Source organism: Streptomyces sp. NPDC052101 (assembly GCF_040680235.1).
GTDB lineage: Bacteria > Actinomycetota > Actinomycetes > Streptomycetales > Streptomycetaceae > Streptomyces.
Genome location: NZ_JBFAWH010000029.1, coordinates 57,573 through 81,607, shown reverse-complemented (window position 1 = coordinate 81,607; position 24,035 = coordinate 57,573). Strand labels below are relative to the sequence as shown.

General features: G+C 72.1%; 21 protein-coding genes. 19 read left to right on the top strand and 2 right to left on the bottom strand.

Annotated elements, in window-relative coordinates:
• Positions 1-134 precede the first annotated feature (134 nt).
• Positions 135-1,004 carry a helix-turn-helix transcriptional regulator gene (locus AB0L75_RS35140; RefSeq protein ID WP_365189459.1) on the bottom strand — a complete coding sequence of 290 codons (870 nt, stop codon included), beginning with the start codon at positions 1,002-1,004 and terminating at the stop codon, positions 135-137.
• A gap of 273 nt (positions 1,005-1,277) precedes the next feature.
• Here AB0L75_RS35140 and iolC point away from each other — a divergent pair, with 273 nt between their 5' ends.
• The 12 genes from iolC to AB0L75_RS35080 all read left to right on the top strand — a co-directional run bounded on the left by iolC (position 1,278) and on the right by AB0L75_RS35080 (position 14,903).
• Positions 1,278-2,228 (top strand): 5-dehydro-2-deoxygluconokinase, encoded by a 951-nt coding sequence (iolC, locus tag AB0L75_RS35135; protein ID WP_365189449.1) that lies wholly within the window; start codon positions 1,278-1,280, stop codon positions 2,226-2,228.
• Positions 2,225-3,172, top strand: a complete 948-nt coding sequence (locus AB0L75_RS35130) for a deoxyribose-phosphate aldolase (protein ID WP_365189446.1) — start codon at positions 2,225-2,227, stop codon at positions 3,170-3,172. Before iolC ends, AB0L75_RS35130 begins: the two co-directional genes overlap by 4 nt.
• Before the next feature lie 7 nt (positions 3,173-3,179).
• The gene (gene iolB, locus AB0L75_RS35125; protein ID WP_365189443.1) at positions 3,180-4,004 is read left to right on the top strand and encodes a 5-deoxy-glucuronate isomerase; all 825 of its coding nucleotides are present in this window, start codon (positions 3,180-3,182) and stop codon (positions 4,002-4,004) included.
• Positions 4,001-5,881 carry a 3D-(3,5/4)-trihydroxycyclohexane-1,2-dione acylhydrolase (decyclizing) gene (gene iolD, locus AB0L75_RS35120; RefSeq protein ID WP_365189440.1) on the top strand — a complete coding sequence of 627 codons (1,881 nt, stop codon included), beginning with the start codon at positions 4,001-4,003 and terminating at the stop codon, positions 5,879-5,881. The genes iolB and iolD overlap by 4 nt, the downstream gene beginning before the upstream one ends.
• A 13-nt stretch (positions 5,882-5,894) precedes the next feature.
• Entirely contained in the window at positions 5,895-7,397 is a 1,503-nt protein-coding gene (mmsA, locus tag AB0L75_RS35115) for a CoA-acylating methylmalonate-semialdehyde dehydrogenase (RefSeq protein WP_365189438.1), read from the top strand.
• A 375-nt stretch (positions 7,398-7,772) separates the two neighbouring features.
• Positions 7,773-9,185, top strand: a complete 1,413-nt coding sequence (locus AB0L75_RS35110) for an APC family permease (protein ID WP_365189435.1) — start codon at positions 7,773-7,775, stop codon at positions 9,183-9,185.
• Positions 9,186-9,315: 130 nt separating this feature from the next.
• Entirely contained in the window at positions 9,316-11,967 is a 2,652-nt protein-coding gene (locus AB0L75_RS35105; protein WP_365189432.1) for an alpha/beta fold hydrolase, read from the top strand.
• Positions 11,964-12,818: an ABC transporter permease gene (locus tag AB0L75_RS35100; RefSeq protein ID WP_365189429.1), complete on the top strand. Its 855-nt coding sequence runs from the start codon at positions 11,964-11,966 to the stop codon at positions 12,816-12,818. The genes AB0L75_RS35105 and AB0L75_RS35100 overlap by 4 nt, the downstream gene beginning before the upstream one ends.
• Positions 12,819-13,017: 199 nt before the next feature.
• Positions 13,018-13,437 carry a hypothetical protein gene (locus AB0L75_RS35095; protein WP_365189427.1) on the top strand — a complete coding sequence of 140 codons (420 nt, stop codon included), beginning with the start codon at positions 13,018-13,020 and terminating at the stop codon, positions 13,435-13,437.
• A 349-nt stretch (positions 13,438-13,786) separates the two neighbouring features.
• Positions 13,787-14,107: a hypothetical protein gene (locus tag AB0L75_RS35090; protein WP_365189424.1), complete on the top strand. Its 321-nt coding sequence runs from the start codon at positions 13,787-13,789 to the stop codon at positions 14,105-14,107.
• A 63-nt stretch (positions 14,108-14,170) separates the two neighbouring features.
• Complete coding sequence (locus tag AB0L75_RS35085; RefSeq protein ID WP_365189422.1) at positions 14,171-14,488, top strand: hypothetical protein; 318 nt, start codon at positions 14,171-14,173, stop codon at positions 14,486-14,488.
• Positions 14,489-14,582: 94 nt separating this feature from the next.
• The gene (locus AB0L75_RS35080) at positions 14,583-14,903 is read left to right on the top strand and encodes a hypothetical protein (RefSeq protein ID WP_365189419.1); all 321 of its coding nucleotides are present in this window, start codon (positions 14,583-14,585) and stop codon (positions 14,901-14,903) included.
• A 126-nt stretch (positions 14,904-15,029) separates the two neighbouring features.
• On the opposite strand, the gene AB0L75_RS35075 is transcribed toward AB0L75_RS35080, so the two are convergent.
• Positions 15,030-15,350: a hypothetical protein gene (locus AB0L75_RS35075; RefSeq protein WP_365189416.1), complete on the bottom strand. Its 321-nt coding sequence runs from the start codon at positions 15,348-15,350 to the stop codon at positions 15,030-15,032.
• Positions 15,351-15,695: 345 nt separating this feature from the next.
• On the opposite strand from AB0L75_RS35075, the gene AB0L75_RS35070 reads away from it, so the two are divergent.
• The 7 genes from AB0L75_RS35070 (at position 15,696) to AB0L75_RS35040 (ending at position 24,035) form a co-directional block, all read left to right on the top strand.
• On the top strand, positions 15,696-16,880 hold the full coding sequence (locus tag AB0L75_RS35070; protein ID WP_365189413.1) for a glycosyltransferase: 1,185 nt from the start codon (positions 15,696-15,698) through the stop codon (positions 16,878-16,880).
• Complete coding sequence (locus AB0L75_RS35065) at positions 16,877-18,337, top strand: exopolysaccharide biosynthesis polyprenyl glycosylphosphotransferase (protein ID WP_365189410.1); 1,461 nt, start codon at positions 16,877-16,879, stop codon at positions 18,335-18,337. Before AB0L75_RS35070 ends, AB0L75_RS35065 begins: the two co-directional genes overlap by 4 nt.
• Before the next feature lie 108 nt (positions 18,338-18,445).
• Positions 18,446-19,678 carry an O-antigen ligase family protein gene (locus AB0L75_RS35060; protein ID WP_365189456.1) on the top strand — a complete coding sequence of 411 codons (1,233 nt, stop codon included), beginning with the start codon at positions 18,446-18,448 and terminating at the stop codon, positions 19,676-19,678.
• A gap of 248 nt (positions 19,679-19,926) precedes the next feature.
• Positions 19,927-21,450, top strand: coding sequence for a lipid II flippase MurJ (locus AB0L75_RS35055; protein ID WP_365189408.1), 1,524 nt, complete (start codon positions 19,927-19,929; stop codon positions 21,448-21,450).
• An 88-nt stretch (positions 21,451-21,538) separates the two neighbouring features.
• Positions 21,539-22,231, top strand: coding sequence for a polysaccharide deacetylase family protein (locus AB0L75_RS35050; RefSeq protein WP_365189405.1), 693 nt, complete (start codon positions 21,539-21,541; stop codon positions 22,229-22,231).
• On the top strand, positions 22,228-23,367 hold the full coding sequence (locus AB0L75_RS35045) for a glycosyltransferase (RefSeq protein WP_365189403.1): 1,140 nt from the start codon (positions 22,228-22,230) through the stop codon (positions 23,365-23,367). Before AB0L75_RS35050 ends, AB0L75_RS35045 begins: the two co-directional genes overlap by 4 nt.
• On the top strand, positions 23,367-24,035 hold the full coding sequence (locus AB0L75_RS35040) for a lipopolysaccharide biosynthesis protein (RefSeq protein ID WP_365189400.1): 669 nt from the start codon (positions 23,367-23,369) through the stop codon (positions 24,033-24,035). Before AB0L75_RS35045 ends, AB0L75_RS35040 begins: the two co-directional genes overlap by 1 nt.

Genomic DNA, 24,035 nt, shown 5'->3' with positions numbered 1-24,035 from the left:
ACGCTCCCCCGCGCTCGACTGCGCTCGCGCGGGGGGACCCCCACCGTCGACTCCCTCCTCCGCCTTGCAGCTGCACGCACCAGACGCCGCGGGGCCCGCCCTCCGGGCGGACGACGGGAATCCGACGACAGGCCCTAACCGCCGGACGCCCCCGCTTCCCCCAGGGGCAGGGCCGGGTGCACAGCGTGCCGGGCCCGGCCCCCGCGGGTCTTGGAGAAAAGCGCACCGCGGTCGGGGCCGAGCACCAGGCTCGTCGCCTCGCCCGCCATCCGGTCGGCCGCCGCGCTCGCGGCCGGCAGCCGCCGGGCCGCCAGGAACTCCCCGGGCGTGCAGCCGGTCATGGCCTTGAACTCGCCGCTGAAATGGGCCTGGTCGTAGTACCCGCACAGCGCCGCGGTCTCCGCCTGCCCGTGTCCCGCGGCCAGCAGCCGCCGGGCCCGCTGCATCCGCAGCACCCGGGCCGCCGCCTTCGGGGGCAGGCCGATCTGTTCCCGGAAGCGGTTCTCCAGGTGCCGTACGCTCCAGCCCGCTTCCTCGGCCAGCCGGGGCACCGGAAGCCGGCCGGCGCTGCGCCGCAGCAGCGACCAGGCGTACACCACCCGCTCGGACGCGGGCGGGCCCGCGCGGAGCCGTTCCAGCAGCACCTGGTCGAGCAGCGCGAACCGCTCCGGCCAGCCGGGCAGCGCGGCGAGCGCGGCGGCGAGGTCGCCGAGCGGCAGACCCGCCGAGTCGGCCAACTCGTCCGGATCCAGCGAGCGGTTGGCCAGTTCGTACTGCTCCGTGCCGAACAGCGTGAACGCCGTCCATGGCGCGAGCAGCACCTCGATGCCGGAGAGACGGCCCGCGTGTTCACCGAGGGCGGGCGCGGTGGTCAGCCCGTTGACGAGGGACACCAGGTTCACCGGGGGCCGCCCCGCGCGCGTGATGCGCAGCGGCGCCTCGAAGCCCAGCAGCAGCGTGGCCGCCCCGATCGGCGCCTCCAGTCGCCGCCGCGGCCGGTCCAGGGTCACCCGTATCCCGCGATAACTGATCACTCCCGGCCGTAACGCCGGATGGGGCCGAGCAGGCACGGTCAGCACGGCGCCCATGCTACGAGCGCCACGGGCGACGCCGTAGAGGCTCGGGCGGCCCCGTGAGGCCGGGCGCCGATCCGGTCCGGATACGGGACAGTGAGGAGAAAGCGACACCAGGGCTGGTCCGAATGTCTGGACAAACTATTGACAGGGTTCGGCGTACGGGACTAGAAAGCCGGGAAGAGCCATGACGAAGGGAAGCCGATGGCCTACGACCTGATCACCATGGGGCGGATCGGAGTGGACCTCTACCCGCTGCAAACCGGTGTGCCGCTCGCCCAGGTGTCGTCCTTCGGCAAGTTCCTCGGCGGGTCGGCGACGAACGTCGCGGTCGCCGCGGCCCGGCTCGGCCGGCGCACCGCCGTGATCACCCGGACGGGCGACGACCCGTTCGGCAGCTATCTGCACGAGGCGCTGCGCGGCTTCGGCGTCGACGACCGCTGGGTCACCCCGGTCCCCGGCCTGCCGACCCCGGTCACCTTCTGCGAGGTCTTCCCGCCGGACGACTTCCCGCTCTACTTCTACCGGCAGCCCAAGGCGCCCGACCTGGAGATCGACGCCCACGAGCTGGACCTCGACGCCATCCGCGAGGCCCGTGTCTTCTGGGTCACCGGCACCGGCCTGAGCGAGGAGCCCAGCCGTACGGCCACCCTCGCGGCCCTCGCCCACCGGGCCAGGTCCGGCATCACCGTCTTCGACCTCGACTGGCGTCCGATGTTCTGGAAGGACCCCGACGCGGCCCGCCCCTTCTACGCCGAGGCCCTGAAGCACACCACCGTCGCCGTCGGAAACCTCGACGAGGTGGAGGTCGCCACCGGGGTGCGCGAGCCGCATGCCGCCGCCCGCGCGCTGCTCGACGCCGGGGTCGGGACCGCCGTGGTCAAACAGGGGCCCGAGGGCGTACTCGCCGTGAACAGCAGGGGCGAGTCGGCCGAGGTCCCGCCCCTCCCCGTCACCGTCCTCAACGGCCTCGGCGCCGGAGACGCCTTCGGCGGCTCCCTCTGCGACGGCCTTCTCGAAGGCCGGGACCTGGAGACGATCATGCGGCACGCCAACGCGGCCGGCGCCATCGTCGCCTCCCGTCTGGAATGCTCCTCGGCGATGCCCACCCCGGACGAGGTGGCCGCCGCGCTCGACGCCGGAGCGGTGCTGTGAGGGCCGGCCGGGTCACGGGCACGCACACCGAGGGCGGGGACGCCGGCCGGCACCCCCGCGTCGACGTGGCCGACCTCGTCCGCATCCGCACCCACCACCCCGAGGCGATCGCCGAGGCCGCCGCCCGCCGGGCCCGCCGCCCGCTGCTCGACGAGAACGGCAAGCTGATGATCGTCGCCGCCGACCACCCGGCGCGCGGCGCGCTCGGTGTCGGCGACCGCAGGCTCGCCATGGCCAACCGCGCCGACCTGCTGGAACGGCTGTGCCTGGCACTGAGCCGGCCCGGCGTCGACGGCGTGCTCGCCACCGCCGACATCCTCGACGACCTGCTGCTGCTCGGCGCCCTCGACCACAAGGTGGTCATGGGCTCCATGAACCGGGGCGGACTGCAGGGCGCCAGCTTCGAGCTGGACGACCGCTTCACCGGCCACCGCCCCGAGGACATCCAGCGGCTCGGCTTCGACGCGGGCAAGCTGCTGCTGCGCATCGACTACGACGACCCCGGCTCGCTCACCACGCTGGAGTCCACCGCCCGCGCCATCGACGAGATGGCCGCGCGCCGGCTGCCGGTGTTCGTGGAGCCGTTCCTCAGCCGCCGCACCCCCGAGGGGAAGGTCAGGAACGACCTGTCGGCCGAGGCGGTCACCAAGTCCATCGCCATCGCCTCCGGCCTCGGCGGCTCCTCCGCCTACACCTGGCTGAAGGTGCCCGTCACCGAGGACCCCGACGACATGGCCCGGGTCATGGAGACCTCCACGCTGCCGGCCGTGCTGCTCGGCGGCGACATCGGCGACTCCCCCGAGGACCAGGTCGCCGCGTACGAGAAGTGGCGCGGCGCGCTCCAACTGCCCACCGTGCGCGGCCTGGTGGTCGGCCGCTCGCTGCTGTACCCGGCGGACGGCGATGTGGCCGCCGCCGTGGACACCGCCGTAGGACTGCTGTGAGGGCCGCATGACCAGCACCGACCTGCATCTGCCCAAGGGCGCCACCGCGAACGACCGGTACGCCGTCGACATCGATCCCAAGTTGGCCGGCTGGACACACAGCAGCCTGCGTGTCGTCGAGTTGGCGCCCGGCGGCAGCCATACCTTCACCACCGGGGACAGTGAATGGATCGTACTTCCGCTGGAAGGCGGATGTACCGTACAAATTGAGGACGACGAGTTCCAACTCCGGGGCCGGGACAGCGTGTTCGCGGACGTCTCCGACTTCGCGTATGTTCCCCGGGACACCCGGGTCCAGATCGCCTCCGGCGCGGGAGGCCGCTTCGCCCTGGCAGGAGCGAAGTGCGAGCGACGACTCCCCGCCCGCTACGGCCCCGCGCCGGAGGTCCCCGTCGAGCAGCGCGGCAGCGGCAGCTGCGCCCGCCGGGTGCGCAACTTCGCCTCCGCCGCCTCCTTCGACTGCGACAGGCTGATCGCCGTCGAGGTGATCACCCCGGGCGGCAACTGGTCCTCGTACCCGCCGCACAAGCACGACGAGCACCGGCCGGGCGAGGAGTCCGAGCTGGAGGAGATCTACTACTTCGAGATCGACGGCCCGAAGGGGCTCGGCTACCAGCGGGTGTTCCCCTCGCGCGAGGGCGGCTCCGATGTCCTCGCCGAGGTCCGTTCCGGTGACGTCGTCCTCGTCCCCGACGGCTGGCACGGCCCGTCCATCGCCCAGCCCGGACACGACATGTACTACCTGAACGTCATGGCGGGCCCGGGGGAGACGCGGGAGTGGCGGATCTGCTTCCACCCCGACCACACCGAGACCACAGGGGGATACCGATGACGATCCGGCTGACCGTCGCCCAGGCGCTCGTCCGCTTCCTCGCCGCCCAGTACACCGAACGCGACGGCGAGCGACAGCGGCTGATCGGCGCCACCTGGGGCATCTTCGGCCACGGCAATGTCGCGGGGCTCGGCCAGGCGCTGATCGAGTACGCCGAGGCGATGCCGTACCACCAGGGCCGCAACGAGCAGTCCATGGTGCACGCGGCCGTCGGCTACGCCCGCCAGTCGAACCGGCTGTCCACGCACGCGGTGACGACGTCGATCGGCCCTGGCGCCACCAACCTGGTCACCGGCGCCGCCCTCGCCACGATCAACCACCTCCCCGTGCTGCTCCTGCCCGGTGACGTCTTCGCCACCCGCCCCGCCGACCCGGTGCTGCAGCAGCTGGAGCTGCCCTACGCGGGCGATGTGTCGGTCAACGACACCCTGCGCCCGGTGTCGCGGTACTTCGACCGCGTCACCCGGCCGGAGGCGCTGATCCCGTCGGCCCTGCAGGCCATGCGGGTGCTCACCGACCCCGTGGAGACCGGCGCGGTCACGCTCGCCCTGCCGCAGGACGTACAGGCGGAGGCCTTCGACTGGCCGGAGGAGTTCTTCTCGACGCGCGTGTGGACGGTACGACGGCCGGGCGCGGACCCGACCGAGCTGGCCGAGGCGGTCCGGGCGATCCGCCGGGCGCGGCGGCCCCTCGTCATCGCGGGCGGCGGGGTCCACCACAGCCGTGCCGAGGCGGCCCTCGCCGAGTTCGCCGAGGCCACCGGCATCCCGGTCGCCTCCACCCAGGCCGGCAAGGGCTCGCTGAACCACGACCACCCGCAGGACGTCGGCGGGGTCGGCCACACCGGCACCGCGACCGCCGACGAGCTGGCCCGCACGGCGGACCTGGTGATCGGCGTCGGCACCCGCTACACCGACTTCACCACCGCCTCCGGCACCCTCTTCGAGAACCCGGACGTCCGCTTCCTCAACCTCAACATCGCGCCCTTCGACGGCCACAAGCTCTCCGGACTCCCGCTGGTCGCCGACGCCCGCAGCGGCCTGGGCGAGCTGACCGAGGCGCTGGTGATGCACGGCCACCGGGTGGCGGAGCCGTACGTCGCCGAGTACACCGAGGACAAGGAGCGCTGGGAGCAGCGCGTCGACGCCTGCTTCGAGGCCGGCGAGATCGACGTACGGCCGACCCAGCCGCAGGTCATCGGCGCCCTGGACGCCCTGGTGGACGAGTCCGACATCATCGTCAACGCGGCCGGCTCGCTCCCCGGCGATCTGCACAAGCTGTGGCGGGCGCGGTCGGCGGACCAGTACCACCTGGAGTACGGCTACTCCTGCATGGGCTACGAGATCCCGGCCGCGCTCGGGGTGAAGCTCGCCGCGCCGGAGCGGAACGTATGGGCGCTGGTCGGCGACGGCACCTATCTGATGATGCCGACCGAGATCGTGACCGCCGTGCAGGAGGGGATCGCGATCAAGGTGCTGCTGGTGCAGAACCACGGGTACGCGTCCATCGGGGGGCTCTCGGAGTCGGTGGGCGGCGAGCGGTTCGGCACCGCCTATCGCTTCCAGGCCGAGGACGGGACCTATACGGGCGCCCCGCTGCCCGTCGATCTCGCCGCCAACGCGGCCAGCCTGGGCATGCGGGTCCTGCGTGCCAAGACCGTACGGGACCTGCGCGCGGCGCTCGCCGAGGCGCGGGCCGCCGACACTCCCACATGTGTCTACGTGGAGACCGAAACGTCCGACACTGTGTCGGGCGCGCCTCCGGCGCAGGCCTGGTGGGATGTTCCTGTGGCCGAGACCGCGACCCGACCGTCCGCGGTCAAGGCACGTGAGCTGTACGAACGGCACGTCTCGACCCGACGCCGCCATCTGTCATAAGGAGTCTCTGGGCATGACGAAGATCGTCAACCACTGGATCGGCGGCAAGACCGCCGAAGGCGCGTCGGGCACGTACGGGCCGGTCACCGACCCGGCGACCGGCGCGGTCACCACGAAGGTCGCGTTCGCCTCGGTGGAGGAGGTGGACACGGCGGTAGCGGCCGCGAAGGATGCCTTCACGACCTGGGGCCGGTCCTCGCTGGCCCAGCGGACCACCATCCTCTTCAAGTTCCGGGCGCTGCTGGACGCCAACCGGGACGCGATCGCCGAGCTGATCACCTCCGAGCACGGCAAGGTGCACTCCGACGCGCTCGGCGAGGTCGCGCGCGGCCTGGAGATCGTCGACCTGGCCTGTGGCATCAACGTGCAGCTGAAGGGCGAGCTGTCCACGGAGGTCGCCAGCCGGGTCGACGTGGCGGCGATCCGCCAGCCGCTCGGTGTCGTCGCCGGCATCACGCCGTTCAACTTCCCGGCGATGGTCCCGATGTGGATGTTCCCGATCGCCATCGCGTGCGGCAACACCTTCGTGCTGAAGCCGTCCGAGAAGGACCCGTCGGCCTCGATCAAGATCGCCGAGCTGCTCTCCGAGGCCGGTCTGCCGGACGGCGTCTTCAACGTCGTGCACGGCGACAAGGTGGCCGTGGACCGGCTGCTGGAGCACCCGGACGTCAAGGCCGTCTCCTTCGTCGGCTCGACCCCGATCGCCCGCTACATTCACACCACCGCCTCCGCCAACGGCAAGCGCGTGCAGGCCCTCGGCGGCGCCAAGAACCACATGCTGGTCCTGCCGGACGCCGACCTGGACGCGGCCGCCGACGCCGCGGTGAGCGCCGCCTACGGCTCCGCGGGCGAGCGCTGCATGGCGATCTCGGCCGTCGTCGCGGTCGGCTCGATCGGCGACACGCTGGTGGAGAAGATCCGCGAGCGCGCCGAGAAGATCAAGATCGGTCCGGGCAACGACCCGACCTCCGAGATGGGCCCGCTGATCACCAAGGTGCACCGCGACAAGGTGGCCTCCTATGTCGAGGGCGCGGCCGCCGAGGGCGCCGAGGTCGTGCTCGACGGCACCGGCTACACCGTCGAGGGCTTCGAGGACGGCCACTGGATCGGCATCTCGCTGCTCGACAAGGTGCCGACCAGCGCCAAGGCCTACCAGGACGAGATCTTCGGCCCGGTGCTGTGCGTGCTGCGCGCGGAGACGTACGAGGAGGGCGTGGCCCTCATCAACGCCTCGCCGTTCGGCAACGGCACCGCGATCTTCACCCGGGACGGCGGCGCGGCCCGCCGCTTCCAGCTGGAGATCGAGGCGGGCATGGTCGGCGTGAACGTGCCGATCCCGGTGCCGGTGGGCTACCACTCCTTCGGCGGCTGGAAGGACTCGCTCTTCGGTGACCACCACATCTACGGCAACGACGGCACGCACTTCTACACCCGCGGCAAGGTCGTGACCACCCGCTGGCCCGACCCGTCCGAGGCCCCGGCGGGCGTGGACCTGGGCTTCCCGCGCAACCACTGACCGTAGGCAGGAACCCCTCGTCAGGCCGTCCGAATTCCGGACGGCCTGACATTTTTTTGACGCCAGAGCTGCGGTTCCCGTTTACGCGGGACGAAACGGGTGGCGAAGGGGTTGAGCAGAGATGACCTTCGAAAGCAAGGTCACATTCCCTCAGGGCTTGATGGATGCCCCCATAGGGCGTCACGACCTGGGAATGTGATGTTCCATAAGGGTTTCCGCAAGTGCGGATTTCGAAGGTAAACGGCCATTGACGCGCCGGTTTTCGTCGGGGTTCTCTATGCGGGCCGGGAGCGGACGAGATGAACGCAGGACGATCCGCCGGAGGCGATAGCGCTCCCGACCCACCCTCAGCCGTACGACGATCGGAACCGCCGCATGACCGACACGCTCCCGCAGTCCGTGGCCGATACCGCGCCCGCCGCCCAGGCGCCGGGCCTGAAGCGTTCCATCGGTGTCGTCGGCGGCACCCTGCTGACGCTGTCGTGCGTCACGCCCGCCTCCACGCTCTTCGTGATCGTGCCCGACCTGTTCTCCAGCCTGGGCACGGCGACGGCGCTCTGTCTCGCCATCGGCGCGCTGCTCTGTATCCCCGTGGCGTTCTGCTACTCGGAGCTGGGCACCCTCATCCCCAGCGCGGGCGGCGAGTACGCCATGGTCTCCACCCTGGCCGGACGGCTCGCCGGCTGGCTGGCCTTCGTGATGTCGCTGCTGGTCGTGATGATCGTCCCTCCGGTCATCGCGATGGGCACCGCCGACTACCTCGCTCCGGTCGTCCACCTCGACCCGTCCCTCACGGGCGCCGGCGTGATGCTCGCGGCCACCCTCGCCGGTCTGCTGGACCTGCGCGCCAACGCCTGGATCACCGGCATCTTCCTGGTCCTGGAGGTCGTCGCCGCCGGGGTCGTCGCCCTCCTCGGCTTCACCCACGCGCACCGCGGCGCGAGCAGCCTCGGCTCGATGCAGCTGGCCGGCGAGCACGCGCACGTCAACCCGGTCACGGCCATGATGGTCCTCTCCGGGCTCGCCATCGCGCTCTTCGCCACCCAGGGCTTCTCCACCGCCGTCTACCTCTCCGAGGAACTGGAGAACCCGCGCCGCAACGTCGCCCGTACCGTCCTCGCCACCCTCGCCATCTCCAGCGTCGTCATCCTGGTACCGGTCGTGGCGATCACCCTGGGCGCCGGTGACCTCAAGACCCTGACCGGCGGCGACATCTCCGGCATGGTCATCGCCTGGAGCAACTCGGCCGTCGGCACCTTCGTCAGCCTCTGCGTCGCCCTCGCGATCATCAACGCGGGCATCGTCATGGTCATCCAGAACTCCCGCGTCCTGTTCGCCTCCGCCCGCGACAAGGCCTGGCCCTCCCCGGTCAACAACGCCCTCGCAAGGCTCGGCCGGTTCGGCTCCCCGTGGGTCGCCACCCTCGTCGTCGGTGTCCCGGGAGCCTTCCTCTGCTTCGTCAACCTGGACACCCTCTACGGCGTCACCGGCGTCGCCGTCACCGGCCTGTACCTGCTGGTCGCGATCGCCTCGCTGCTCGGCCGGCGCGGGGCGCACGGCAGCCGGAAGGCCTGGCGGATGCCGCTGTGGCCCGCGATGCCGGTCCTGCTCATCGCCGTCCTCGTCTACATCCTGGTCGAGCAGGACCCCTCGTACCTGCTGTGGACCGGCGGCATCACCGCCGTCGCCACCCTCTACTGGGCCTTCTACCTCCGCCCGCGCCGCGAGACCCGCTGGCTGGTGTCCCTCCCCGAGGACATCCGGCTCGCCGAGGAGGCGCAGGCCTGACGGCGCCGGGCCGACGGGTCTCGTACCACGGCTGGTGTACGCCGGGCAGGCCCCCTACTCCTGCGGGAGGGGGGCCTGTTCAGCCCACCGGCTCCGTCGGTTGTCGGTGGCGGCCCGTACCGTTGAGAGTATGGATCTTCGGGTGCCCTCATGGCGAGGGCTGCTCAAGAGGCCGCGCCGGCTCGCCGCCGCCGCGGCCGCTGTCGTGGTGCTGGCCGGCGCCGGGACCTGGACGGCGGCCGTCGCCGCCGACGACACGCCGGCCGTGCGCGAGAGCGACCAGGTCATGGCGGTGGACGGCGTCCGCCTGGACACGTCGTTCTTCACCCCGGTCACCGCCGGACGGCACCCCGCCGTCCTGCTGGCGCACGGCTTCGGCGGCACCAAGGACGACGTGCGCGGCCAGGCCGAGGACCTCGCCCGGCACGGGTACGCGGCCTTGACCTGGTCCGCGCGCGGCTTCGGCAAGTCCACCGGCAAGATCGGGCTGAACGACCCGAAGGCCGAGGTCGCCGACGTCTCCCGGCTCATCGACTGGCTGGCGAAGCGCCCCGAGGTCCGGCTCGACGGGCCGGGCGACCCCCGCGTGGGCATGGCCGGCGGCTCCTACGGCGGCGCGATCTCCCTGCTCGCCGCCGGACACAACCACCGGGTCGACGCCATCGCCCCGGCCATCACCTACTGGAACCTCGCCGACGCCCTGTTCCCGAACGGCGTGTTCAAGAAGCTGTGGGCCGGCATCTTCTTCAACACCGGCGGCGGCTGCACCCGCTTCCAGCCCGAGCTGTGCCGGATGTACGACAGGGTCGCCGAGTCCGGCACCCCGGACGCGGCAGCCCGCGGACTGCTGGAGCAGCGCTCGCCGTCGGCCGTTGGCGGCCGCATCAAGGTGCCCACGCTGCTGGTGCAGGGCCAGACGGACTCCCTGTTCACCCTCGCCCAGTCCGACGCCGCGCAGAAGGCGATCCGGGCGAACGGCGCCCCCGTGGACGTCGACTGGATCGCGGGCGGCCATGACGGCGGCGACCTGGAGGCCGACCGGGTCCAGGCACGCGTGCGTGGATGGTTCGACCGCTATCTGAAGGACGACAAGAAAACGGGCACCGGCCCGGCCTTCCGGGTCACCCGCACCGGCGGCGTCAACTCGGGCGACGGCACGGCCCAGCTGCGCGGCGCGAGCGCCGCCGCCTACCCCGGACTGCGCGACCACCCGCGCGCCATCGCCCTGACCGGAGGTCCCCAGCACATCACCAACCCGGCCGGCGCCAGCCCGCCCGGCGTCTCCGCGCTGCCCGGCCTCGGCGGCACCGGCGGCCTGACCCAGCTGTCCGCGCTCGGCCTCGGCGTCTCCCTCGACTTCCCCGGTCAGAACGCCCGGTTCGACTCCGCTCCGCTCACCCGCGACCTGCAGATCACCGGCACCCCGACCGCGACCGTCCACATCGCCTCGACCAGCGCGGACGCCGTCCTCTTCGGCAAGGTCTACGACGTCGGCCCCGACGGCACCCAGCAGGTGCTGCCCGACCAGCTCGTCGCCCCCTTCCGGGTCACCGGCGCCAAGGCCGGCAAGGACGTCACGCTCACCCTCCCGGCGATCGACCACGAGGTGCAGAAGGGCCACCGGCTCCGCCTGGTCCTCGCCTCCACCGACCTCGGCTATGCCTCACCGGCCGCCCCGGCGGCCTACACTGTCTCCCTCAAGGGGGACCTGAGCGTCCCGACGGCACCCGCCGTCACCACCACCGCGGCCCCCCTGCCCGCCTGGGTGTGGTGGCTGCCGGCGGCCGGCGCCGCGGCCGCACTCGCCCTGCTGGTCACCGCCCGCCGCCGTACGGCCACTCCCGCACCGGACCCGGAGCTGGCCGAAGTCCCCCTCGTGATCCGGGACTTGAGCAAGCGGTACGCGAAGTCCACCGACCGGTACGCGGTCCGTGAGCTGTCCTTCCGTGTGGAGAAGGGCCAGGTGCTCGGCCTGCTCGGACCCAACGGCGCGGGCAAGACCACCACCCTGCGCATGCTGATGGGCCTGATCACCCCGGACGACGGCGAGATCCGCGTCTTCGGCCACGCCATCCGGCCCGGCGCCCCCGTGCTGTCACGGGTCGGCGCCTTCGTGGAGGGCGCGGGCTTCCTGCCGCATCTGTCCGGCCGGGAGAACCTGGAGCTGTACTGGCGGGCCACCGGCCGGCCGCCCGAGGACGCCCACCTGGACGAGGCCCTGCAGATCGCCGGGCTCGGCGACGCGCTCGCCCGCGCGGTGCGCACCTACTCGCAGGGCATGCGCCAGCGCCTCGCCATCGCCCAGGCCATGCTCGGCCTGCCCGACCTGCTCATCCTGGACGAGCCCACCAACGGCCTCGACCCGCCCCAGATCCGCGAGATGCGCGAGGTGATGATCCGCTACGCGGCCGGCGGCCGCACCGTGATCGTCTCCAGCCATCTCCTCGCCGAGGTCGAGCAGTCCTGCACGCACCTGGTGGTGATGGACCGCGGCCGGCTCGTCCAGGCCGGCCCCGTCCGCGACATCATCGGCTCCGGCGACACCCTCCTGGTCGGCACCGCCACGCCCGTTCAGGAGCCGGTCGTGGAGAAGGTGGCCGCGCTGCCCGGCGTCGCGTCCGCCGTTGGTACCGACGACGGGCTGCTGATCCGGCTGGACACCGGCGGCACGGCCGAGCGGCTGGTCGTGGAGCTGGTGCGGCTGGAAGTGCCCGTCGCCTCCGTCGGACCGCACCGACGGCTGGAAGACGCCTTCCTCACTCTGATAGGAGGTTCCGCATGAGCGCTCTCGCCGAGGTCGCCTCCGGCTATCAGACGCGGCACACCCTGCCCGTGCGGGTCGAGCTGGTGCGCCAGCTCAAGCGGCGCCGCACGCTGGTCATGGGCGCCGTCCTCGCCCTGCTGCCGTTCGTGCTGGCGATCGCCTTCGCGATCGGCGGCGAGCCGGCCGGCCGCGACGGCCGGATCACCCTGATGAACACGGCCACCGCGTCCGGCGCCAACTTCGCCGCGGTGAACCTGTTCGTCTCGGCCGGCTTCCTGCTGGTGATCCCGGTCGCCCTGTTCTGCGGGGACACGGTCGCCTCGGAGGCCGGCTGGTCCTCGCTGCGCTATCTGCTGGCCGCGCCCGTGCCCCGCGCCCGGCTGCTGTGGTCCAAGCTGGTCGTGGCGCTCGGGCTGAGCCTCGCCGCGATGATCCTGCTCCCGGTGGTCGCCCTCGCGGTCGGTACGGCGGCCTACGGCTGGGGCCCGCTGCAGATCCCCACCGGCGGCGTGCTCGACACCGGGACGGCGGTGCAGCGGCTCGCGGTGACCGTGGCGTACATCTTCGTGTCCCAACTGGTGACCGCGGGGCTCGCGTTCTGGCTGTCGACGAAGACGGACGCCCCGCTCGGCGCGGTCGGCGGCGCGGTCGGCCTGACCATCGTCGGCAACGTCCTGGACGCCGTCACCGCGCTCGGCTACTGGCGGGACTTCCTGCCCGCGCACTGGCAGTTCGCCTGGGCCGACATCGTGCAGCCGCACTCCGAGTGGTCCGGCATGATCCAGGGCACGGCGATCTCACTGAGCTACGCATTCGTGCTCTTCGCCCTGGCCTTCCGCGGATTCGCCCGCAAGGACGTGGTGTCATAGTTTTCTTGTCAGCTTTTTCCAGCAATACGATCAATTGATTCGCCGACCTGATTCAAATCCCTCTGCGAAATTCCGCGTAATGCGCTTCTTCACTCCCGTGGCATTCATGCGTATGGAGTAGTGCATCACTTTGGGCGGACTGTGGACTGCTATGTTCTGCGTCTGTCCGGATCAGAGGTAACTTCAAGTGAGGTGAATCATGAAGAAGGCAGTTTTCACAACTGCGGCGTTGGCCATCGGTGCGAGTCTCGTGGGTGGCTCCGCCGTCGCGGCATCGGCCGCCACCAAGGCGCCTGTCCGCGAAACCGGCCCGCTCGGCCTCATGTCCCAGACCGAGGTGACTCCGGCCCTCGTGCCCGCGGCCGACACCGTGATGAGGGTGGCCAAGCAGGGTAATCTCACCAAGGGCAATGCGTTTGACCAGAACCAGGCGTCGGCGGTCACCGGCACCTACAAGCCGGCCCGGGTTTCCGGCGTATACCTGGACGGGATGGGTCGGGGCAGCACCAAGAAGCCCGCAATTCCTTTGAAGAATCCGGTCGGCACCGGTTCCGTCCAGCTCCACCCGCTGAACGGTCCGACCAGCGCCGGTCTCGGTAGCCTGCTCAATCAGAGGTGACCGGGGTCCTGACACTCTGATCCGGTTCTTGTACGACCCACGTCCGGCGGCTCTAAGGTGCAGAGCCAGAGGCTGCGGCCGGACCAGCGGCACCGCGCCCGCCCGGCGCCCGATGCGTGCCGGTGAAACGCCTCAAAGCCTGTCCGGCCCACTGGATTCCTCCTTGCCAGTGGGCCGGACGCACGTCGGCATTCATTCCGGTACGGCCCGGGTAAAACGGTGCACGGCAGTCGTTCCGCCATCCGGTGGAATCCGTACCGTATGGGTAGTGTCTGCGTGACTTTTCGCCACATATTTCGGTTTCTTGCTATGTAAGCGCGGCTTACCGTGAATCCAGGAAGGAACCGAGTTGACCAGGAAGTTCGCGGTCATCACTGCACTCGCCCTTGGTGCTGTCTGCGGCAGCGTCGGCGTTGCCTCCGCCCACTCGAACACGACCAACGCCACTGGTGGCGACGGCTTCGCGGAGTCCCCCGTCGTCGTGAACGCCCCTCAGCAGGGCGTGGTTGTCGTTAACGGCTCGCTCGTCGATGGTCGCTGCATCGTGCCGTGGTCCAACGGTGCCGTCCTCGGTGGCACCGTCGCCCCGAACTCGCACTATGCCGCCTGCGACACGGCGACTGTGAACCAGGCGCAGAACGCCCCGTACGCCGGCGGCCTGCTCTTCTGACCCCTGCTCCGAGTAATTCCGAGCAGGTGAACCCCTCAAAACGCAGTCCGGAAAGGACATCTCATGCGTAACAAGGTTACGGCCATCTCCGCCCTCGCCGCGGGCGTCGTCCTGGCGGCCGCCGGCACTGCCGCAGCCGACAACTGCACGACCGTCACCGGCGGCAACGGATTTTCGTCGTCACCGGTCGTCGTGAACGCTCCTCAGCAGGGCGCTGTCATCTCCAACGGCACGCTGGTCGACCTTCGCTGCGTCGCGCCGTGGTCCAACGGTGCCGTTCTCGGTGGCACCGTCGCCCCGAACTCGCACTATGCCGCCTGCGACACGGCGGCTGTGAACCAGGCGCAGAACGCCACGTACACCGGTGGCCTGCTCTTCTGACCCCCCTTTTCGCTCCGGTCCCCACCGGAGCAGGGCGGGGACGTCAGCAGGCGTCCCCGTCCGAACCGCCCCTCCCACCCGAAAGGCGCATCTCATGCGTAACAAGGTAACGGCCCTCTCCGTCCTGGCCGCGGGCCTCGTCCTGGCGGCCGGCGGAACCGCTGCGGCCGACGACACCAACACCACCGTCAGTGGCGGCAACGGCTTCGCGGAGTCCCCGGTCGTCGTGAACTCCCCTCAGCAGGGCCTTGTCGTCTCCAACGGCTCCCTGATCGACGGCCGCTGCATCGCGCCGTGGTCCAACGGTGCCGTTCTCGGTGGCACCGTCGCCCCGAACTCGCACTACGCCGCCTGCAACACGGCCGCGGTCGACCAGTCGCAGCTCGCCCCGTACGCCGGTGGCCTGCTGTTCTGAGCAGTCCTCAGCAGCCTGGCGGCCCGCCGAAGTTCGGCGGGCCGCCAGCTTTTTTTCCGGTCTTGGAACACCAAAAGGTCGGCCCCGTGAAACGGAGCCGACCCGTGGGGACCGCGCGGTACGTCTTTACCTGACGACCGGAAGCTTGGCCGGAAGTTTCGACGGCAGCTTGGCGGGGCTCTTGCCGTTGAGCGGGTTCGGCAGGGTGCGGCCGAAGACGGGGGTCTGGACGATGCCCGACTGCTTCACGCCCTCCGTCGTGCTCCTGACGTTGTCGGCCAGGGCGCCCGTCGGGATCTCGGCTGCGTTGGGGAGAGAGTGGGCGACCGTCTTCCCGTCCTCGAGGAGGCCCTGCGCCGGCATGTTCCCGGCGACGGCGGGCGTCGCGGCACCGACGATGGCCAGGGTGCCGACCATGAGGGCGGCAGCCTTCAGATTCTTCATCATGTTCCTTTCGTACGCAGCTTCCAACGGGTTAACGAGACAGAGACGCCCCGGGAAACTCCGCCACCGGCAAGTTCCCGGAACTCATACAGCCTGAATGACCGTGCAGAATTCTCATCGGATTATCTGCCATGCAGCTCATCGGTGCCTGATGGGGCCAAGTGGGTGATGTTGTACAAGAAATATCCCCCTGATGGTGGCGCTCAATCCGACACAGGTGACGGGTTCGTAGAAAAAGACGGATAAGCGGCTAGTGTTGCATCCGAATCCGACGCGTTTTATGCCGAACCTACGATCACACTCATTGTGCTGGGTTCGGAATGTTTCTTCGGAAGGGAAGCCTCGGTCATGCGCATTCCCCTCGGTTCCGTCCCGCACCGTCCGACGCGGTCCGCCGCACGCGAGCCGCACGTTCTGCACGTAACCCAGCCGGTCGAGGGCGGTGTCGCCCGATTCGTGACGGATCTGGCGGCGGCACAGCTCGCCACGGGGCTGCGTGTCACCGTGGCCTGTCCGCGAGGCGGCCCGCTGACGAACGCACTGCGCGCGGCGGGCTGCAGGGTGCTGCCCTGGGAGGCGACCCGCTCACCCGGGCTCCGACTCCCCGGCGAGGTGGGCCGGTTGGCGCGGCTCATGCGCGAGGTGCGGCCCGATGTGCTGCACGCGCACAGCGCGAAGGCGGGGCTCGCCGTGCGGCTCGCGCTGCGCGGCCGCATCCCCACCGTCTTCCAGCCGCACGCCTGGTCGTTCGAGGCCGTGGACGGCGCCATGGCCCAAGCGGCCCTGCAGTGGGAGCAGTTCGCGGCGCGCTGGGCGGCGCGCGTGCTCTGCGTGAGCGAGGCGGAACGGCGCACCGGGGAGCAGCACGGCATCACCGCCCGCTGGCACGTGATCCCCAACGGCGTCGACACCAGCAGGTTCCAGCCGGAGGGGGACGTCGCCCGGACCGGGGCCGGCCCGCTCGTCGTGTGCGTGGGACGGCTGTGCCGCCAGAAGGGCCAGGACGTGCTCCTGCAGGCCTGGCCCGGTGTGCTGCGGCAACTGCCCACCGCCCGGCTGGTGCTGGTCGGCGACGGCCCGGACGCGAGCCTGCTGCGCGCCGGCGCGCCCGCGTCGGTGGAGTTCGCCGGCCCGGCAGCCGACGCCGCCCCCTGGTACCGGGCCGCCGACGTCGTCGTCCTGCCGTCCCGCTGGGAGGGCATGGCGCTCGTCCCCCTGGAGGCCATGGCGTGCGCCCGGCCGGTCCTCGTCACGGACGTGGACGGAGCGCGCGAGAGCCTGCCGCCCGGCCATGTGCCGCACTGCCTGGTGCCGCCGGAGGACCCCGACACGCTGGCCCGCGCGCTCACGGCGCTGCTGCTGCGCGGGCCGCTCCGCGCCGCGCTGGGCGCCCAGGGCCGCGCCCATGTGCTCGCCGCCCACGACGTACAGCAGACCGCGGACGCGGTGACCGATGTGTACCGCGAACTGCTCGGCATCGTCACCACGCCGGTCGTGGTACCCAACCAGAGCAGAGAGTCCATCACCACATGACTGCGGAAAGCACCGTTCCTCCACCCGCCGGGCGGTCCGGGCCGGCAGGCGCCGTCTCCCTCCTCGACCCGCCCGGCACCGCCGCCGGACCCGGGCTGTCCGCCGGGCGGGGGTCCCGTCGCCGGCGGCGGATCTCCTGGCCGCCGCTGCTGATCGCCGACCTCGGCGGCATCCTGCTGGGCGTTCTGGTCGTGCCGGCGGCCCAGAGGTACCTGCCGCTCGTCGTCCTGCTGGGGCTGTGCGTGACCGGCCTGAACCGACGGGCCGCGCTCTACGACATCTCGGACGTCCCCGGCGCACTGGAGGAACTCCCCGCCGTCTGCGGGCGCGTCGCCGTCGGCTGGGCCGTCGCCGCGGCGCTCTCCCCGCTGCGGCAGCTGCCGTCGGCCGTGCTCGTCACCGCGTGCGCCGTGCACTGCCTGGCGGCCTGCGCGGGTCGCGAAGCGGTGCACGCCCGGCGGCGCAGGGGGCTGCGGCGCCGGCCCCGTCCCGCGCTGGTGATGGGGCCGCTCCCGGCGGCCGCACGGATCGCGGCCGCGTTGCAGCGCAGCCCGGGCTGCGGAACACGGCCGGTGGGCCTGGTCGCCGACGCGGCGGACCCCGTCCCCGAGTCAGCCGACCGGTCCGCGCTGCCCGTCCTCACCACGCGCGAGGAGGCGCATCGCGCGCTGATCCAGAACGGTGTGGAGACGGTGCTCGTCGTGGGGACCGCGGCCCGGCTGCAGCGGGCCCCGCTGCTGCGGGAGCTGGCCGCGTTCGGATGCGTGCTGTGGGAGCTGGACGCGGACCCGCCGGCGTACGGCCTGCCCGGGCGGCGCGGGCGGGCGGGGCATCTGGCGGGCTTCTCGCGCAGGTTGCTGTGTCCGGGTTCCGGGCGGCGCGACAGTGCCGGCAAGCGGGTGCTCGACGTGGTCCTCTCCGGTGCGCTGCTGCTGCTCGCCGGACCGGTGCTCGGGGTGTGCGCGGCCGTGCTGAGGATCAAGGAGGGGCCGGGCGTGGTGTTCCGGCAGGAGCGGATCGGCAAGGACGGCCGGCCGTTCACGATGCTGAAGTTCCGCACCCTCAGGCCCGCCAGCGAGCACGAGGCCGCGACCCGCTGGAGCGTGGCGGACGCCGAGGACATGAGCCGCTTCTGCCAGTTCCTGCGCCGCACCTCGCTGGACGAGCTGCTGCAGCTGTGGAACGTCTTCCGCGGCGACATGAGCCTGGTCGGACCGAGGCCCGAACGCCCTTATTTCGTCACCAAGTTCAGCCAGGCCCACCCCGGCTACCCGGCGCGCCACCGGATGCGCACCGGCATCACCGGCCTCGCCCAGATCCACGGTCTGCGGGGGGACACCTCGATCGAGGACCGGTGCCGCTTCGACAACGCCTACATCGACAACTGGTCGCTGTGGCAGGACGTCTGCATCCTGGTGCGCACGGCGGTGCTGTTCGTACGGCCGACAGGGAGCTGACCAGCGGTGAGCACTGCCCCGACGGCCGCACCGCCGCTGGTGCCGCCCCTGGCGCTGCCGGCGTTGCGCCGGGCCGCGCCGGTCCTGCCCGTCGTGGCGATCGTCGTCATGCTGGGGCTGCCGGTCGCACCGGACAGCACCGCCACCCCCGCCGACGCGATGTCGGGGCTGGCCGTGCTGTGGGCCGTCGTACACACCGCGCGGCAGGCGAGGCGCCCGCTGACGCGGACGGCCGTCCTCGTGCTCGGGCTGCCCGTGGTCGGCCTCGCGGTCGCCGCGAGCAGGGCGATGACGCCGGCCGACGCCGTCACCGGACTGGCCCGCTATCTGCAGGTGTTCGTGCTCGTCCCGGTCGCGGTGGTGCTGCTGGTGCGGGACCGGCGTGACGCCCGGCTGCTGCTGTGGTCGCTGGTCGGCCTCGCGCTGTGGCAGGGCGCGGTCGGGGTGCACCAGTACCTCACCGGAACCGGGGCCTCGTATCAGGGGAGCGCCATCCGGGCGGTGGGCACGTTCGGGCCGGCCGATGTGATGGGGATGGCCACCGCCGTGTCGTTCGGGCTGGTGGCCGCGGTCGGTCTCGCGCTCGGGGCGCGGGAGCGGCGGCAGCGGCTCGTGGCGGCCGTGTGCGCGCTGGCGCTGCTGCTTCCGCTCACGGTGTCCTTCAGCCGGGGTGCCTGGATCGCCACGGCCGCCGCCTGCGGGGCGCAGCTGCTGACGGCCGGCGCGCGGCGTGCGGCGAGCACGGTCGCGGCGGTGGTCGCGGCCGCGGTGGTGCTGGTCGGTGGATTCGGGGTGGGCACCGCCGTGGTGCAGGAACGGCTGACCAGCATCACCCGGGTCGCCGACGCACCGGACCAGTCGGTCGTCGACCGCTACAGCCTGTGGGCCGCGGCCACCGACATGTGGCGCGGCCACCCGCTGACAGGCGTCGGGCTGAAGGCCTTTCCCGCACACCGGGACGGGCACGCCCCGCTCGCGCTGTCGTCGGGCAGCGACACGGACGCGGCGGGCTGGGGCTTCAGGCGCCGGCCTCTGCTCAGCCCGCACAACATGTATCTGCTGGTGCTCAGCGAGCAGGGTCTGCTGGGCGCGGTCACGGTGGTGGGCAGCTGGCTGGCCGTGCTGGTGTGCGCGATGGGGCGGCTGCGCCGGACGCGGCGGGCCCGGGACTGCGCCGTCGCGTCCTCGGGACTGCTGCTGTGGCAGTACGTGGATTTCCTGTACGCCGACATCGGCGGACCCTCCACCGTGCTGACCGGCGTGTGCCTCGGACTCGGTGCCTGGTGGGCAGTGGCGGGCGAGGCGACCACGGGCACGGCTGCGGAGGCGGGCGGGCGATGAGGTCCCCATCCGCCGCGCCACGGGGGGCCGCCGACGACGCGGACGGTGTTCTCGCGGCCGACGCTTCCCCGGGCGCGTCCCCGGACACGGCCGCAGATACATCAGCAGATACATCAGCAGATACATCAGCGGATACGTCCGCAGATACGTCAGCGGATACGTCCGCAGGCACGTCCGCCGGCACATCCCCGGGCGCTTCCTCGGGCGGTTTCCTCGCGCGGGCGACCCTCGTCACGGCCCTGCTGTCCGTGGCCGGAGCACTGCTCGGGCTCGGCCGCGACCAGGCGCTCGCGCACTTCTTCGGCGCCGGCGCGGCCACCGACGCGTTCCTGGTGGCCTGGACCGTGCCGGAGATGGCGTCGACCCTGCTGATCGAGGACGGCATGGCGTTCCTGCTCGTGCCCGCGTACAGCGTGGCGCTGGCGCGACGGGCGGGCGGGAACGTTTCCCCCGATCCGGTGCGCGCGCTCCTCGCCGCCTCGCTGCCCCGGCTGTGCCTCGCCTTCGCCGCCGTGGCCGCCCTGCTCGTGGCCGGGGCGCCGCTGCTGGTCGGCGTCCTCGCGCCCGGCCTGCCCCACCCTTCCCTCGCCGTGGCCTGCACCCGGCTGACCGCGACCTGCGTGCTGAGCTTCGGGCTGGCCGGCTACTGCAGCGCCGCGCTCCGGGCCCACCGCGCCTATGTCTCCCCGGCGACGATCTACGTCGCCTACAACGCCGCGATCATCGCCACGATGTTCGTCCTCGTCACGCACTGGGGCGTGCGGTCCGCCGCCCTCGGTGTGGCCCTCGGGGGCTGCCTCATGGTCGCCGTGCAGGCGCCGTCCCTGTGGCGCCGGATCGCCGAGCGCCCCGACCGGCCCGCCACCGCGGGCCGCCCGGACGGCGAGCGGCCGCTCACCCCCGCCCTCGTCCTGACGGTCCTGCTCTTCGCCCTGTTCCGCCAGTCGCAGGTCCTCATCGAGCGCCATTTCGCCTCCGAGCTGCCCTTCGGCGCCATCTCCCACCTCAACTACGCGCAGAAGATCGGTCAGTTGCCGATGTCCGTGGCGCTGATGCTGTGTGTCGTCACCTTCCCGGTGCTGGCACGGGCCATCGCCGAGGGCGACACACAGCGGGCCCGGGACCGTATCGAGCGGGATCTGGTGATGGTGACCGGCATCGCGCTGCTGGGCGCCGCTGCCATCACGGCGTGTGCTCCGCAGATCGTCCAACTCCTCTTCCAGCGCGGCGCCTTCACCGCGTACGACACCGCCGCGACGGCCGCCGTCCTGCGGGTGTACACGCTGGGGCTGCTCGGTCACACGCTGGTGGGCGCGCTGGTGCGGTCGTACTTCTCCGCCGGCCGCACCATCTGGTACCCCACGGGCGTGATGGCCGTGGGCATGGTCACCACCGCCGTCATCAGCGCCTGCACCGTGGGGATCTGGGGCGCGCGCGGCATCGCCGCCGCCAACTGCGTCGGCATCACCCTGACCGCACTGCTCCTGCTGCGCGGGCTGGGCGGCCGCAGCGTCGCCGTGCGCGTCCGGCGCGTCGTGGCCGAACTGGCGAGGCCCCTGGGCGCGGCGGCGGCCGCCGCCGGCACCGGGTACCTCTGCGCGCGCTCGTTCACCTCGCCCCTGGCCGGCGTCACCGCGGGCTGCCTGGGCGTCACGGCGGTCTATCTGCCGCTGGTCTGGGCCCTGGACGTGGCCGGAGCCAGGTCGCTGGCCCCCGCGGCACTCCTCACCATCCGACGCCTCCTGACGCGAAAGCAGAGCCATGGTCGTTGACGCTTCCGAAGCTCACCGTGCGGCCGCGCAGAACCCCGGATCCGGCGCAGGAGGACGGGCCCGCCGCGGGCCCGCCGCATGGGTGGCCATGTACCACTCCGTCTCGGACTCCTGGGACGACCCGTTCAACATCACCGTCTCCGCCGCCCGCCTCGCCCGGCAGCTCGCCTGGCTGCGCGGCCGTGGCCTGCGCGGGGTGAGCATGCGCGAGCTGCTCGCCGCCCGCGCCCAGGGGCTGCAGCGCGGACTGGTCGGGCTCACCTTCGACGACGGGTACGCCGACTTCGTCACCACCGCGCTGCCCCTGCTCCGCCACTGGCGCTGCGGCGCCACCGTGTTCGTGGTGGCCGGGCGGCTCGGCGGCGAGAACGACTGGGAGGTGTCCGGCCCGCGCAAGCGGCTCCTCACCGCGGACGACATCGGCCGGCTGGCGGCCCTCGGGGTCGAGGTCGCCTCGCACGGCCTGACCCACTCCGACCTCACCTGCCTCCCGGACGACGTACTGCGCGCGGAGGTCCACGGCAGCCGCGCCCTGCTCGCCGAGCTGACCGGCCAGGACATCCTCGGCTTCTGCTACCCGTACGGCAGGCTCGACGCCCGGGTCGGAGCCGCCGTGCACGGCGCCGGCTACCGCTATGCCTGCGCCGTGGCACCGGGCCCCAAGAAGGCCGGCGACCTGGCGCTGCCCCGGATCCACATCGGGCAGTCCGACACCGCGATGCGGCTGGAAGTGAAGCGGCGGCTGGCGCGCCCCTGGGGGCGTGCCGTGGAGGCCTCATGAGAGTGCTGCACATCATCACCGGTCTCGGCGTGGGCGGCGCCGAGCAGCAACTGCGGCTGCTGCTGCGCCGTTTGCCCGCGCGGTGCGAGGTGCTCACGCTGACCCATCCCGGTCAGGTCGCCGACGGGCTGGCCGCCGACGGCGTCCGCGTCACCCACCTCGGCATGAGCGGCAACCGGGACATCGGCGCCCTGTTCCGCCTGGCCGGGCACATCCGCGCCGGCCGCTACGACCTGGTGCACACACATCTGTACCGGGCCTGTGTGTACGGCCGGATCGCCGCGCGCCTCGCCGGTGTGCGGGCCGTCGTGGCCACCGAACACTCGCTGGGCGCACGGCAGTTGGAGGGCAGGTCGCTGAACGCCGGCATCCGGGCCCTGTATCTCGCCACCGAACGCCTCGGCCGGGCCACGGTCGCCGTCTCCCCGACGGTCGCCGGACTGCTGCGCGGCTGGGGGGTGCCCGACCGGCGGATCCACATCGTCCCCAACGGCATCGACGCCGGCCGTTTCCGCTTCGACGAGGTGCGCCGCAAGGAGGCCCGCGCGTTCTACGGCCTGCCGGAGGACGCGTATGCGGTGGGCTGCGTCGGCCGGCTCGTCCCCACCAAGCGTTTCGACGTGGCCGTACGCGCGCTGGCGCTGCTGCCCGGCGATGTACGGCTGCTGCTGATCGGTGCCGGGCCCGAGGGCGAGCGGCTGTGCCGTCTCGCGGCGGAGCTGGGGATCGCGGACCGGATGCTGATGACCGGGGAGCTGCCCGGGCTGCCGGATCCGCGGCGCGACGTACCCGACCTCCCCTCGATGCTGTCCGCGCTGGACGTGCTCGCCGCGCCCGCCCTGGAGGAGACGTTCGGTCTGGCCGTGCTGGAGGCGCTCGCGGCCGGCCTCCGCGTGCTGTACACCTCCGCCCCCGCCCTCGCGGACCTGCCTCCCGAGGCGGCTCCGCATGCCCGGCGGATCACGGGCGGGGCCGGAGCGTACGCACGGGAACTGCTGCGGCTGCACGCCGCGCGACCCCGCGAACGAGACGTCCCGGACGCGGTCCGGCACTACAGCATCGAGCACACCGCCCAGCAGCTGATGGACGTGTACACGGCCGTCCTGTCGGGTCACGACCTGGAAGTGAGAACCTGATGACCGACACGCCCGTACCGTCCGTGCGCCTGTACCGCCGGATCCTCGCCAAGGCCTCGCGGCTGCTGCTGCGCTGCCTGATCCCGCTCGGCGTGCTGCTCGGCGCCGCCGCCGGAGGCGCGTACGGGGTGGTGAAGCCACCGCAGTACTCGGCCACGAGCTATGTCATCGCCGTACCCGCCGAGAAGTCGCGGTCGGATCCGGCGACGGCTCTCGGGTTCGCGCAGGCCTACGGCCGTGTCGCGACCCAGCTCGCCGTGCTGGGCAAGGCACAGGAGAAGGCGGGTGTACCGGCGGCGCAGCTGCGCAGGAGCGTGCGGGCCGAGACCTCGCCCGACGCGCCGATGATCGCGATCACGGCGACCTCCGGGCGCCCCGCCCGGGCCGCCGACATCGCCAACGCCGTGTCCGGGGCGCTCACCCAGCAGGCCAACCACACCAAGAAGGCCACCGGCATCGCCCTCGCGCGGCTGTCCGGCGCCCTTGAACCCACCGAGCCGTCGTCCCCGTCCCCGGCCCTGTCCGCGCTGGTGGGCGGGTGCGCCGGAGGTCTGCTGGGCGGCCTCGCCCTGCTGGTCCGGCCGCGGCGGGCGGCGGTGGACGGCGACCGGGGCCGGGCGCAGCTGCCCGCCCCGGCACCCGCCGCCGAGGCCCAGGAGGCGCGGTGA

Excerpts from the sequence above, each read along its gene's own strand:
- iolC (WP_365189449.1), top strand. The coding sequence starts at position 1,278 with ATGGCCTACGACCTGATCACCATGGGGCGGATCGGAGTGGACCTCTAC.
- iolB (WP_365189443.1), top strand. The coding sequence starts at position 3,180 with ATGACCAGCACCGACCTGCATCTGCCCAAGGGCGCCACCGCGAACGAC.
- iolD (WP_365189440.1), top strand. The coding sequence starts at position 4,001 with ATGACGATCCGGCTGACCGTCGCCCAGGCGCTCGTCCGCTTCCTCGCC.
- mmsA (WP_365189438.1), top strand. The coding sequence starts at position 5,895 with ATGACGAAGATCGTCAACCACTGGATCGGCGGCAAGACCGCCGAAGGC.
- AB0L75_RS35110 (WP_365189435.1), top strand. The coding sequence starts at position 7,773 with ATGACCGACACGCTCCCGCAGTCCGTGGCCGATACCGCGCCCGCCGCC.
- AB0L75_RS35105 (WP_365189432.1), top strand. The coding sequence starts at position 9,316 with ATGGATCTTCGGGTGCCCTCATGGCGAGGGCTGCTCAAGAGGCCGCGC.
- AB0L75_RS35100 (WP_365189429.1), top strand. The coding sequence starts at position 11,964 with ATGAGCGCTCTCGCCGAGGTCGCCTCCGGCTATCAGACGCGGCACACC.
- AB0L75_RS35095 (WP_365189427.1), top strand. The coding sequence starts at position 13,018 with ATGAAGAAGGCAGTTTTCACAACTGCGGCGTTGGCCATCGGTGCGAGT.
- AB0L75_RS35085 (WP_365189422.1), top strand. The coding sequence starts at position 14,171 with ATGCGTAACAAGGTTACGGCCATCTCCGCCCTCGCCGCGGGCGTCGTC.
- AB0L75_RS35080 (WP_365189419.1), top strand. The coding sequence starts at position 14,583 with ATGCGTAACAAGGTAACGGCCCTCTCCGTCCTGGCCGCGGGCCTCGTC.
- AB0L75_RS35075 (WP_365189416.1), bottom strand. The coding sequence starts at position 15,350 with ATGATGAAGAATCTGAAGGCTGCCGCCCTCATGGTCGGCACCCTGGCC.
- AB0L75_RS35070 (WP_365189413.1), top strand. The coding sequence starts at position 15,696 with ATGCGCATTCCCCTCGGTTCCGTCCCGCACCGTCCGACGCGGTCCGCC.
- AB0L75_RS35065 (WP_365189410.1), top strand. The coding sequence starts at position 16,877 with ATGACTGCGGAAAGCACCGTTCCTCCACCCGCCGGGCGGTCCGGGCCG.
- AB0L75_RS35060 (WP_365189456.1), top strand. The coding sequence starts at position 18,446 with ATGCTGGGGCTGCCGGTCGCACCGGACAGCACCGCCACCCCCGCCGAC.
- AB0L75_RS35050 (WP_365189405.1), top strand. The coding sequence starts at position 21,539 with ATGTACCACTCCGTCTCGGACTCCTGGGACGACCCGTTCAACATCACC.
- AB0L75_RS35045 (WP_365189403.1), top strand. The coding sequence starts at position 22,228 with ATGAGAGTGCTGCACATCATCACCGGTCTCGGCGTGGGCGGCGCCGAG.
- AB0L75_RS35040 (WP_365189400.1), top strand. The coding sequence starts at position 23,367 with ATGACCGACACGCCCGTACCGTCCGTGCGCCTGTACCGCCGGATCCTC.